The sequence below is a fragment of the uncultured Shewanella sp. genome (assembly GCF_947491715.1).
Taxonomy (GTDB): domain Bacteria; phylum Pseudomonadota; class Gammaproteobacteria; order Enterobacterales; family Shewanellaceae; genus Shewanella.
Genome location: NZ_CANLKR010000033.1, coordinates 39,324 through 51,932, shown reverse-complemented (window position 1 = coordinate 51,932; position 12,609 = coordinate 39,324). Strand labels below are relative to the sequence as shown.

The following is a 12,609-nucleotide window of genomic DNA, read 5'->3' as shown; positions in this document are numbered from 1 at the left end:
CTGCTGAATAATTTGACATATTTAAAAGCGAAATGAAATCGTACTATATTAGATCATATTTGAGTGCAGATTGGTATGAGTCACAGATCATAAGAAAGGAATAAAAACGAAGAACAAAGATAAAATCAATACATTGAGTGGCTATTGATAAGATCTTATAGCTAAATCAATATAAAATGACATACTCAGCCGGAATGAAAAATAATTTAGCTATAGAGCTCCCCAACCCAGACATAAAAACAAGGATTCTCTGAATTGGGTATACAAGAAAAATTAAATCTTACTGAGACGTACGTGATAATCTCGAATAACATGCTGCATGATATCTTGCACAGATGTATCTTTTGTTTTTCTATCAATATAAATTTTAATTGTTACAAGAGTATGGAAGTCTTCCTTAAACCGATCGCTTTGCAATGAAAAATAAGCGTCTTCTTGCTCTGCTTGCCTCACCGTAAATCCTTCATACTCAAATACACGCGTTCCTGAATGATTATGCCATTTTTTAATACGATCAAGGGCTATCTCAGAAGAATGATTTATTTCAATATGATTTAGCCAACTGGTTGGATGGGCGGGATCTTTAACGTGGGGACATCGAATGGTGTAGTTGTAAACATGAGTGATTGCTGTCATACATTACCTATCTATTCGCTTGACTTCATTAATAATAAGCATGATTTTTTTTATCGGTCAATCTTTTCTTATCCTTCAACTAAAGTTTGTGATTAAGTTCATTATCTCTGTTTTTTTGTGATGAAATAAACAAATAAGGCAAAGACCACTTCGCTTTGCCTTATCTATACCCGTGATACTGGATGATTTACTAAACAGCGGCTCTATTCATTCCTAAGCATTCTCAGCTTGCTTTAGCATCTCAGCCATTTTTTGTTGAATAAGATGCACACCTTTAAGTGGCCTGATCATGACTTTAAATTCAACAATTTTTCCCGTTTCATCCCACCGAATCATATCCACACCATTAATACTGATCCCATCAATTTCAACTTCAAACTCTAAGATGGCATTATGACTGTCAACGACTTCTCTAACATATCGAAAAGGCGCATTCAAAAAAATATAAAATGCGGCACTTAAATAATGTTGAGTCATTTTTTTCCCCGCTTGAGGGGTATGTAAAACGGGAGAATAAAAAACAACATCATCACTGAGTAATTCTGACAAACCACTAGGGTTTCTGTTGCTCACTAATTGATGCCAAGCTGCTAGGGTATTAATAGACATTCATTCTTTCCTTGTATTAAGTCTATGCTTTTCATTAGGTTAACCAACTCAATAATATAAGCATTGTAAAAGGATATATGAACATACGTCATCTCGCTTCATTGAGCAATCTCTAACCTTATGTAACCAATAATAAGCACAGAAACAGGAGGAAAATCAAAAACCGACAGTACTTCTAGCGCTTCATTGAACAATCTCTAACCCCATGTAACCAATAATAAGCACAGAAACAGGAAGAAAATCAACAACCGACAGTACTTCTAGCACTTCATTGAACAATCTCTAACCCCATGTAACCAATAATAAGCACAGAAACAGGAGGAAAATCAAAAACCGACAGTACTTCTAGCGCTTCATTGAACAATCTCTAACCTTATGTAACCAATAATAAGCACAGAAACAGGAGGAAAATCAAAAACCGACAGTACTTCTAGCGCTTCATTGAACAATCTCTAACCCCATGTAACCAATAATAAGCACAGGCACAAGAGGAAAATCAACAACCGACAGTACTTCTAGCACTTAAGTGAGCAATCACTAACCCCATGCAAGCGATAATGTACACAGGGAGATAAGATAAAATCTACAGTGCTTCTAGCGCTTGAGTGAGCTTACTGACACCAATAATGGTCATACCCGCAGGGATTTTTTTAGGCACGTTCGCATCTGGCACAATGGCGCGTTTAAACCCATGTTTAGCCGCTTCCGTTATCCTCTCTTGACCATTCGGTACCGGCCTTATTTCACCCGATAAACCCACTTCACCAAACACGACCAAATCGCGGGCTAACACATCTCCTCGAAAACTGGACACCATGGCTAATAATAACGTGAGATCGGCACTGGTTTCTGTCACTTTTACCCCACCAACCACATTGACGAAGACATCCTGATCCGCCATCATCAAACCACCATGACGATGCATCACAGCTAACAACATAGCTAATCGATTCGCATCCATGCCCACAGCCACTCGTCTTGGGTTTCCCATAGCCGAGCTATCCACTAACACTTGTAATTCCACCAGCAAAGGGCGCGTGCCTTCCCAAACAACCATCACCAAAGATCCCGATGCATCCTCATTCCCACGAGAAAGAAATATCGCGGACGGATTTGCCACTTCTTTTAACCCTCTTTCCGTCATGGCAAAAACCCCAAGCTCATTAATCGCACCGAAACGATTTTTGTGAGAACGCAAGGTTCGATATCGGCTGTCACTGTCCCCTTCAAACATCACAGAACAATCAATGCAATGCTCCAATACTTTAGGACCTGCAAGACTGCCATCTTTTGTCACATGCCCAACCATAATGACCGCAATCCCATTTTGTTTAGCAAATCGTGTTAAATAGGAAGCGGATTCTCTCACTTGGGAGACACTGCCAGGAGATGACTGCACTTCACTAATATGCATGACTTGAATGGAATCAACCACGATAACTTTGGGTTTTTCTTGCATCGCAATTTGGCAAATTTGTTCAACGCTGGTTTCTGACAGCATTTTTAAATTAGCTGTTGGCAGCCCTAACCGATTAGCCCGCATAGCCACTTGCTGTAATGACTCCTCTCCGGTCACATACAACGCAGACATAGACTCAGCTAACAAGCATAAAGTTTGTAATAATAACGTACTTTTACCCGCCCCTGGGTGACCACCGATTAAAATAGCCGAACCGGGAACAATGCCACCGCCAAGCACTCTATCTAATTCGGTAAAAGAACTGGCGATACGAGGGAGCTCATCCAAATCAATTTGATTTAACGTTTTAATTTCACTTGAACCTTGTCCTGCATAACCACTGAAAGAGGCCGATTTCCCCGCAATGGGTGGGCCCAAACGGACTTCAGTTATTGTGTTCCATTCTTGACAGGCACTGCATTGACCTTGCCATCTCGGAAAATCTTGTCCACATTCATTGCACACATAAGCCGTTTTATTTTTTGCCATAATTTTTTAATATTCGTCCGTTACATTCATCCCTAGCGAAGCGATGAGATTTAAGCGCCATAAATTGACATAGATAATAAAATTGTAAAAACAATCGCGGTAATGCCGATAACCCCTTAACCTATAAAGTAAAAAATCTTTACTAAATTACAGTGTCCTCTGACTTTTAGGATTAATATATTAACCCATTAGAGAGAATAATACCGCCAATGATCCCAGACTTACCGGCTTCACTCATTCAGCCATTGCTCCCCCTTAACGCCGAAAACCCATTTTAAACCGATTTTTAATAAACTCACTCAAAAAGAAACAACGAGAAGCACAATTATGGCGTATTATAGGAGTTAGAGAACTAATTGATATAACTGAAGAAGTAAAATTAAGGTATTCTAAACGGAAGCAAGTTCAATCATTGCTAAGCTTTCCATATGACTGACAAGATTTTTTTATGGCACTCTGCCACTATTTTCTAATAAGGCAAGTTACACGAGCAACAAGATGCAAGCAATTTTACCCATTATTATCGCAGGGGGGACAGGCACAAGACTCTGGCCATTATCCCGCGAACACTACCCAAAACAATGTCTGTCACTATTAGAAGATACAAGCTTACTACAAGGTACCCTTGAACGTTTAAAAACATTGCCCCACTTACCTGCCATTATCATTTGCAATGAAGCCCATCGATTTTTAATTGCCGAGCAATTACGAGAAAAAAACATACCTCACAATGGGATCATTTTAGAACCCACAGGCAAAAATACTGCTCCAGCTACCGCATTAGGTGCCTTGCATGCAATAGCATTGAAAGAAAATAATAAAAATGAGCAAAATAACGTCGACCCCTTGTTATTAATTTTGCCTGCCGATCATCACATTCAGCATGCAGAGGCTTTTTGCCAAACATTAGCAAAAGCCTCAAAACTAGCTCAAGCTGATCATATCGTCACTTTTGGGGTTTCTCCTACGCACCCAGAAACGGGCTATGGTTACATTAAAGTCGGTACAAAAATAAAAACATGCCATGAGCAGGAACTTGACAGTTTTACCGTCAACAGTTTTACAGAAAAGCCAGATTTAATCACTGCTAAAACTTATTTAAACGACAAGCAATACTTCTGGAACAGTGGCATATTTTTAATGAAAGCCAGTGTTTACTTAAATGAATTAAAACAATATCAAGCAGCTATATTGACTGCTTGTCAACATGCGATGGCAAATGCTCAACAAGATTTAGATTTTATTCGCATTGATCCTCACGCATTCAATGCTTGCCCAAGCAACTCTATTGATTACGCGATTATGGAAAAAACACATCGAGCAGTCATGGCTCCTTTACATCATTCTTGGAGCGATGTCGGCAGTTGGTCTGCACTATGGGACATCAGCGATAAAGACAAATCCGGTAATAGCCTAAAAGGAGATGTGATTAACATCAATAGCCATAATACCTTCGTTCAGGCTGACAATAAACTCATCGCTATTGTTGGATTAAAAGATCTTATTGTCATTGAAACCAAAGATGCGGTATTGATTGCCAAAAAAGATCAGGTACAGCAAGTCAAAGAAGTCGTTGCCCACCTAGAAAAACAAAATAGAATAGAACATAAGCAACACAGAGAAGTCTTTCGTCCATGGGGGAAGTATGATCTCATTGACAAAGGTGAACATTTTCAAGTTAAACGCTTAAGTGTTAAACCTGGGGGCAAGCTGTCCACACAACTGCATCACCATAGAGCTGAACACTGGATAGTCGTATCCGGCACAGCCAAAATCACTAATGGAGACAAACAATTATTACTCAGTGCCAATGAGTCCACTTATATTCCTATTGGCACTATCCACTCTCTTGAAAACTCAGGTAAAGACGATCTTGAAATAATTGAAGTACAGTCGGGTACTTACCTAGAAGAAGATGATATTGTTCGCTTCAATGATCACTATGGCCGACAATAATGACAGTACAATCACGCTCCCTCACTTGCTTTAAAACTTATGATATTCGAGGAAAACTCGAAACAGAGCTAAACACCGAAATCGCCTATCGAATAGCAAGAGCTTTTGCAGACGTGATTAAACCTAAAACCGTGGTGCTTGGCGGTGATGCACGACTCAGCTCGGTGAGTCTAAAACGGGCGTTAGCAAATGGATTGATGGATGCAGGTGTTAATGTACTCGACTTAGGATTAACCGGTACAGAAGAGGTTTATTTTGCCACTTTCCATCTTCAATTAGACGCTGGTATTCAAGTGACCGCGAGTCATAACCCCATTGATTTTAACGGCATGAAGTTAGTAGGCAAAAATGCCGAACCTATTGGCCCAACCAACGGATTATTATCAATAAAAGCATTGGCTGAAAGCCAAAATTTTTCAAACCCTCATCTCACAAGAGGTAACTGCCGCTCACTCAATCTTATGTCGGACTATATCAGTCACCTTTTGTCTTACATTCAACCTCATCATATCAAAGCACTCACGATCCTTGTTAATGCAGGCAATGGCCCTGCGGCACAAATTATCGATGAGCTGGAATCACACTTTAAAAGACATAGCGTGCCTCTTAAGTTTATCAAAATGAATCATCAGATTGACGGGCACTTTCCTAACGGTATACCCAACCCGTTACTGAAAGAGAATCGACATGACACACAAAAAGCAGTCAAACGTTATCAGGCAGATCTAGGTATTGCTTGGGATGGAGATTTTGACCGCTGCTTTTTTTTTGATGAACAAGGTGAATTCATTGACAGCTATTATATTGTGGGTTTACTCGCCGAGGCTTTTTTACAAAAAGATCCCCACTCAAGCATTGTGCATGATCCACGTTTGATTTGGCATACGCAGCAGATTTGCCAATCCTTTTTAGGGCAAACTATACAATGCCGAACTGGACATGTTTTTATTAAACAAAAAATGCGACAAACCAATGCTGTTTATGGCGGAGAAAATAGCGCCCATCACTACTTTCGAGACTTTTCTTATTGTGACAGTGGTATGATCCCTTGGTTATTACTCATTGAGTTATTAAGCCTAAAAACCATCCCCCTTTCTGCAATGGTTGCCAAAGGCCAGCAAACTTTTCCAAACTCAGGTGAAATTAATATAAAGGTCAACCAGCCCGTTGAAGCCATCAATAGAGTCAAAGCACATTATCAAGAACATGCCTCAAACCTAGACACATGTGACGGGGTTAGCTTTACTTTTATAAACCAACAACAAGCATGGCGCTTTAATTTACGCCATTCTAATACTGAATCCGTCATTCGACTTAATATAGAGTCAAAAGGTGATAAGTCACTCCTTGAGCAAAAAACCAATGAGATCATTTCTTTAATTAACCGTCAAAACACCAAATCATAAAACACATTTTCCAACAATGTCTTGCTCGTTTGTATGATTTTTCTGAGCATTAAACACTAAACTTTCGATTGCCTGAATAATCAGATCATTATCAACCGTATTAATATCATCTGGGTTATCAGACACCAATACTTTTGTCGTGATGGCAAGAGGATCACATCTTGCCCGCCAAATTTGATCTTCTCTTAAAATTAATGCAGGTTTTAGTAATGCGCTACTTAAATGGCCGATAGAAGTATCTGTAGTGACAATAAAATCCATCATTCTAATGATCTGTGCACCTTCATAAATATGGGCCGATGGCATAAAAGTCACCTGTGCCTTAAGGTTTTCCTGAATAAATAGTTTGGTTTGACTCGGTAAATCAAACACAAAAACTTGGCAACCAAGCTTAACCAGCGTATTCACTATCCATGCCGATTTTTTTTCTGATAATGTATTACCGGGTTGGGTACCTGCAGGGTTAAATAAAACAGCGGGTTTTGATGAGTTAAATGTATAATCAAGCTCAACAACCGGTATATAAGGTGAAAAATCCATTTCCTCCTTCACATATTCAGCACCTTGACTAACAGAACTAAACATTCGTAATGCAAAATGAGGTTCTTGTTGATGATTTTTGCCCACAACACCATCAAAAAGAGAGTAAAAAACCGCCTCCTCAATCCGTTTTTTAGGATCGGTTTTCAAAGAATAATAAGGTAAAGTTAATAGCTTACCTGTTGTGAACTGCTGTAAACGAAATAAACTTCTAAAGTTACACTTTTCAGCTAAATAAATAATTTTTGTGAAAGAACGAGTGTATAGTTCTTCTCGTTTTTTTTGATCATATCGATTACGAAAGAGTTTAGCATTGATATTCCAACACCAAAGCCTATCAACAAATGGATATTGCGCTAATACTTTAACACTCCGCTCATGGCATAACACTTCTATATCCCAGTCGGGATGAGCCTTTTTAATTGCAGAAAACACAGGTAAGGTCAGTAACATATCACCAATGGCATCATAGGGTATCACTAATATCCGTGGCTTACTCAATGCAATACTACTTCTCTTTTTTCTTCGAAAACATTGATATTTAAGTAATAAATTAAAAAGTTTAAGCATATTTTAATATTCCATGGATCATAAGCCCCCCAAAGCACTCGCACTCAATACATACTTCTATTTAATACTAAATCAGTCATTGATAAAAAGACACCTTTTATTCTATTCTGAAAATAACATATAGAGAACAATTCAAGAGAAGTAATAATAATAAATATCTCTAAAAGTTAACATTTAAAAAACAAAGAATACAACAAAGCCGATGATAAATGCAGAGTTCAATATATTAATATTTTAAATGCGTAAATATTTACTTTTAATCATGTCTATATGCTATCGTTATTTTATCTAAAAACCAATGCTTAAAATAGCATTGACACATAGAGCATTTATTACGATATGAATACAAAGGAAGTCATTTCCAGCTTATTTACAAGAAAAAGAAAAAACTTAAGTAATATTAACGAATTAAACAAGTCACCTAACGTCATTATCAATTATAACTTACCTATCGGTGACTACCTTTCGCTTTCTCCAGTTATTGATGCAATACTCTATAAATGGCATAGTGCAAACATCTATATCATTTGCTCCAACAATACCTTATGCCTTGTTAAATCGGATCCACGTGTTAAACCCCTTTGCTTTCCTGATAAAAAAAGAGCCTGGCAATATCCAAGTTATTGTAAAAAAGTAGCATCGAATGTCGGTGATATTGACTTGCTTATTGAGCCTTGTAAACTCAATCGAAGTTTTCGTTCTCTCATAGGCTATTGCTTACAGCCTCATTTAACCATTGGTTTATACTGGGATAAATATAAATCGATAGCACAACCAATACACCTGAACCCCGAATTGCGATTAACACAGTTATCTAAACCAAAAATGTACTGTAAAATGCTTCAAGATTATGGGTTTGATGTTATCAGTAATAGCTATAAAGTCTATGAAAATAATGAGTCTAGAAGAACTGTAGAACGCTACCTTAATGAAAATAATATTCAATCATATATTATAATTAACCCATTTGCTTCAACAATAAAAAGAACATTAAACCTCTCACAAGTAAAAAATATTATTGTCAAACTCAATAAAACTAATAAGTCTATTATTTTATTAATCCCCCCTTATATAGAAAACAGCCAAGTATGGAAGAATCTTGATAACAATATTATCTGCCCACCTATTAATAATATTATGGATTCAGTTTCTTATGTTAAAAATAGTACCTTAGTTATTTCCGTTGACACATCAATTGTCCACATCGCAAGTTCTTTTAATAAACCAACTATTGCACTCTATAGAGAACAAGATCTCGCCAAATCTTGCTGGCTTCCAACAGCGGATCAACATGAAACATTTTCTCTTACTGTAGAGCCAGAATTAATATTAGAAACTGTAAACCAACTCTACAATACAAAAACCTATCAATCATGAATATTTTATTTTGACTCTATCAAAAATACTCTTCACATATGAACCGTACAAGGATGTAATAAAAATGGCATTTGGCATGTTATTGAATATACGGATGTACGGATATAAAAACAATAAAGCTATCTTAACCTCGCTCTCCTTCCATCACCAGTCTATTTGCTAAAAATCACTCAAACCAACTGAAACCAATGTCTCGTTCCACTTTATTATTCTCCATAATAATAAAGTAAATAGTATTATTCATATTAACTTACAAAACCAAAAGACAAGCACTTTATCAACAAACTGAAAACATAAAACATGAATAAAGCGGTTATATCTATAATTTTGACACGTATAAGTAAAGAAAGATAAAAATAATTGAATGATTCAATAGAAATGTTCAAAATGAAAATTAAATAAAGTTAATACTTGTAAACAATATTTTTATACTATGAGGCTAAACTTTGGACCCTACTCTAAAAAAAACTGCCACAGGAAATAAAAGTCAGCAAAGTAATGATATAAAAAATAATTTTGGTGAACAGCTCATTTTCATACTCAGTCAGCCTCGTACTGGCTCAACATTACTGACTCGGTTACTAGAAGGTCATTCCGATATCGATGCTTTAGGTGAAACTCGCTTATTACAAACAGCATTAATGACCATTTCAAAACCTTGGCGTGAAAAAGATAGCTACGAACTAAAATATTCAAGAGAAGATACAAAAATATTTCTAGACTCTTTTCCCAGTGGTCAGTCTCATTATTTTGAAGGAATGAGGTTCATGTTTAACCATATTTATAACGCAAGACTGTCACACTCGAAAAAGATTTACTTTCTTGATAAAACCCCACGTTACGCCTACTTTATTCCTGAGCTCTATCAATCATTCCCCAAAGCAAAATATATTTTTTTATTTAGAAACCCATTAGCCGTTCTCTCATCGATTACGCGTAACTGGACACACTATAAGCCCCCTTTTCCCAATGATGATTTAGAGATAGTGCCTTCAGCATTATTAGCAGGGCAAAAGCTCATTGGTGATAATGCTATTTCGGTTAAATATGAAGATCTTGTGACCTCTCCAGAAGCAACGTTGAACCGATTAAGTACATATTTATCACTTGATTTTGAAAGCAATATGCTCAAGTATAATCAAGCTAGCCAATGGAAAACCGGCGATAAGTTCATATACGATCATAATAAACCTGCAGCAAATATGACAACAGAATGGGAAAAATACTTATCCCATCCAAAAATCTGGAACTATTCTAAAAAATATTTAGATATTTTAGGAACCGAGACCTTAAGTCAAATGGGCTATCAATATAGTGATATAGAAAAGACACTTAAAAAAAATCGTCCAAGTATGATCGCAACTTGTATAAGTCGCTTTAAAAAAGGGCGCTAAATTGTCGTTCAAATAGTACTAAACTGTTGATACCAATCACTAACACTAGGAAAGAACTCTTTTGCAATATCTTGATGGATTAACATTCCAGCATGATCATAATCATGCTTAAAACCTTCCTTTTTGGCTAAGAGAGTATAATGGGGTTCTTGAAATTGGCACTCCTTGATCATACTTTCCACATCAGCAGGATGACCGAGCACTTTATCGCCTTGTCCTGCAATAAACCATGTTTTAGGCCACTGGGTTTTTTGTGCAGCTTTGGCATAATCGAAACCATCATCAGTATCGATCCAGTCACCATTGACCCATTGAATACTTTGCTTCAGCGAAGTTTGACTCTCACTATCCATGCCTACTCGCCATTTTTCTGCCGGAAAATACCCTTTCCTCCATGCAATAAAGCGCGCTAAATATCCCCAGCCGAATGTGATCACTAGCCACTTTCTTAAGGAGTTAACATTCACTTTTCGTTTACTGCCAAAAGTCACCAATGAAGCCACATTCCGTTGAAAATAGCCATAACGAGCGATCGCACTCGCCATTAATACACCGCCCCATGAGTGGCCACACCAATGCACTTGGCTAATTTCAGGGTGTTGAGTTAGAATATATTGCTGTATTAGAGGCAGCTGCTCTCTGATCACTTCTCCTTGCCCCAAATGAGAGCCTCGACCAAGTTTAGGTGCACTTTTCCCGCGCCCTTCAATATCCATCACATAAACGATAAAACCTCGACTGGCTAAATAACTAGCAAGCCCTTTATTTGACTCACTATAAAAAACTCTACCATTGGAGATGGCACCGTGTAACATCAAAATAGGGATCGGATGTTTGCTCTGCTTAAATGGCATAATCTGCCGTAAATGCAAATGACCTGTATGATAAGGAATAAATAAGGATTGTTGATTTATGTTCACAATTTAACACTAACCGCAAAAATTTTATAACTAAGTTACTGAGTTAATAAAACAAAAACAAGAGCAATGACTCTAATTTAGATAAATAAAAAACAACAAACAAGCACTGTCATTAACTTATAATAATTTCAACAACATAAATTCATTATTCAAACAGAGCTTTTTAGTCTACCTTAAAACTAAAAAAACTGTATCATATTGTTTATACGCATAAAATTAAACATAGCCCAAACCATTTACAACCCAAGTTTGGGCGTGAATTCAAGCTAAAAGCAATAAAAAAGGCAACGCCTTTAAATCCATTTTATGGATGGCAACATCAGCGGCTTGTGTCAATTTAGGTTTACCATGGAAAGCAATACCAAAGTCAGCAGCTTGGATCATAGGAATATCATTCGCCCCATCGCCAATCGCTAAGCGTTGGCCAGACTCTATCTTCCACCTTTTTGCACACATATCTAAAGTATTCGCCTTAAATTGTGCATCCACTACCTGCCCATTTACCTCACCCGTTAACAGCTCATTTTCAATGACTAATTTATTAGCAAATGCAGCATCAAGATCCAGCTCATTTTTTAAATGTTCAACGAACGCCGTAAAACCACCTGACGCCAAAACGACGTACCAGCCATGAGATTTAAGCTCTTCCACCATATCCACTAATCCCGGCATGAGCGGTAAACGTTGGCATAATGTTGCTATAATACTGGCTTTTGCCCCTTTCAGCTGCGCGACGCGCGCTCGCAAACTTTCTTCAAAATCGAGTTCTCCTTGCATCGCTCTTTCGGTCACTTCACTTACAGCCTTCCCTACCCCCGCCATTTTAGCTAGCTCATCAATACATTCTATTTGAATAGCCGTCGAATCCATATCCATTACCAAAACGCCCGCTTGGTTTAATAATGGCAACTTATTGGGTAAGCTAAATAATTCAATCGTATTGTCAGACGGAAATGTATTCAATACCCTATCAGTTAATGCAACTTCTAGCGCAATTTCAACACAATGATACTGAGACAGCCTTTCAATAACAGCCATTGAAATAGCTTGATTTATCCCTACAAGCCATTGCAGCAACATACTTTCATCTTTTGAAGTTTGAAAAATAACACGATATCTGAATGCCCTTGTAGGAAAACCAGCTTCCTCATAACGAGTAAAATGGACGTCATTAATCACACATTGAGACACAGTCGTATCCCGTAACCAAGGTAACAAGGATGCTTCAGTCAAACTTTTCATTACTTTATTTC

The 12,609-nt window shown here is 37.5% G+C and carries 10 protein-coding genes; 4 read left to right on the top strand and 6 right to left on the bottom strand.

Annotation, left to right across the window (positions count from 1 at the left end; translation table 11 throughout):
* Window positions 1–273: 273 nt before the first annotated feature.
* From Q0779_RS18545 to radA, 3 genes are all read right to left on the bottom strand, one after another.
* Entirely contained in the window at window positions 274–636 is a 363-nt protein-coding gene (locus Q0779_RS18545; RefSeq protein ID WP_298774916.1) for a cytoplasmic protein, read from the bottom strand.
* A 213-nt stretch (window positions 637–849) separates the two neighbouring features.
* Entirely contained in the window at window positions 850–1,245 is a 396-nt protein-coding gene (locus Q0779_RS18540; RefSeq protein WP_298774914.1) for a nuclear transport factor 2 family protein, read from the bottom strand.
* A gap of 583 nt (window positions 1,246–1,828) precedes the next feature.
* A complete protein-coding gene (gene radA / locus Q0779_RS18535; RefSeq protein ID WP_298774911.1) occupies window positions 1,829–3,193 on the bottom strand; it encodes a DNA repair protein RadA in 1,365 nt (454 codons plus the stop codon).
* Window positions 3,194–3,691: 498 nt separating this feature from the next.
* On the opposite strand from radA, the gene Q0779_RS18530 reads away from it, so the two are divergent.
* Together Q0779_RS18530 and Q0779_RS18525 are read left to right on the top strand one after the other, a co-directional pair.
* Window positions 3,692–5,149: a mannose-1-phosphate guanylyltransferase/mannose-6-phosphate isomerase gene (locus Q0779_RS18530; RefSeq protein WP_298774910.1), complete on the top strand. Its 1,458-nt coding sequence runs from the start codon at window positions 3,692–3,694 to the stop codon at window positions 5,147–5,149.
* Window positions 5,149–6,555, top strand: a complete 1,407-nt coding sequence (locus tag Q0779_RS18525) for a phosphomannomutase CpsG (protein ID WP_298774909.1) — start codon at window positions 5,149–5,151, stop codon at window positions 6,553–6,555. The genes Q0779_RS18530 and Q0779_RS18525 overlap by 1 nt, the downstream gene beginning before the upstream one ends.
* Here Q0779_RS18525 and Q0779_RS18520 read toward each other — a convergent pair.
* Window positions 6,550–7,665: a glycosyltransferase family 9 protein gene (locus Q0779_RS18520; protein WP_298774908.1), complete on the bottom strand. Its 1,116-nt coding sequence runs from the start codon at window positions 7,663–7,665 to the stop codon at window positions 6,550–6,552. The genes Q0779_RS18525 and Q0779_RS18520 overlap by 6 nt on opposite strands.
* A gap of 339 nt (window positions 7,666–8,004) precedes the next feature.
* Between Q0779_RS18520 and Q0779_RS18515 the strand changes: the two genes are divergently transcribed.
* Window positions 8,005–9,042 (top strand): glycosyltransferase family 9 protein, encoded by a 1,038-nt coding sequence (locus Q0779_RS18515; protein WP_298774907.1) that lies wholly within the window; start codon window positions 8,005–8,007, stop codon window positions 9,040–9,042.
* 446 nt (window positions 9,043–9,488) lie between these two features.
* Window positions 9,489–10,436, top strand: a complete 948-nt coding sequence (locus Q0779_RS18510; protein ID WP_298774906.1) for a sulfotransferase — start codon at window positions 9,489–9,491, stop codon at window positions 10,434–10,436.
* 8 nt (window positions 10,437–10,444) lie between these two features.
* Here Q0779_RS18510 and Q0779_RS18505 read toward each other — a convergent pair whose 3' ends face one another.
* Window positions 10,445–11,356: an alpha/beta fold hydrolase gene (locus Q0779_RS18505; RefSeq protein ID WP_298774905.1), complete on the bottom strand. Its 912-nt coding sequence runs from the start codon at window positions 11,354–11,356 to the stop codon at window positions 10,445–10,447.
* A 261-nt stretch (window positions 11,357–11,617) separates the two neighbouring features.
* Complete coding sequence (serB, locus tag Q0779_RS18500) at window positions 11,618–12,598, bottom strand: phosphoserine phosphatase SerB (protein WP_298774904.1); 981 nt, start codon at window positions 12,596–12,598, stop codon at window positions 11,618–11,620.
* Window positions 12,599–12,609 lie beyond the last annotated feature (11 nt).

Coding starts and splice junctions, on each gene's coding strand:
- Q0779_RS18520 (WP_298774908.1), bottom strand. CDS start 7,665: ATGCTTAAACTTTTTAATTTATTACTTAAATATCAATGTTTTCGAAGA.
- Q0779_RS18530 (WP_298774910.1), top strand. CDS start 3,692: ATGCAAGCAATTTTACCCATTATTATCGCAGGGGGGACAGGCACAAGA.
- Q0779_RS18515 (WP_298774907.1), top strand. CDS start 8,005: ATGAATACAAAGGAAGTCATTTCCAGCTTATTTACAAGAAAAAGAAAA.
- Q0779_RS18540 (WP_298774914.1), bottom strand. CDS start 1,245: ATGTCTATTAATACCCTAGCAGCTTGGCATCAATTAGTGAGCAACAGA.
- serB (WP_298774904.1), bottom strand. CDS start 12,598: ATGAAAAGTTTGACTGAAGCATCCTTGTTACCTTGGTTACGGGATACG.
- Q0779_RS18545 (WP_298774916.1), bottom strand. CDS start 636: ATGACAGCAATCACTCATGTTTACAACTACACCATTCGATGTCCCCAC.
- Q0779_RS18525 (WP_298774909.1), top strand. CDS start 5,149: ATGACAGTACAATCACGCTCCCTCACTTGCTTTAAAACTTATGATATT.
- radA (WP_298774911.1), bottom strand. CDS start 3,193: ATGGCAAAAAATAAAACGGCTTATGTGTGCAATGAATGTGGACAAGAT.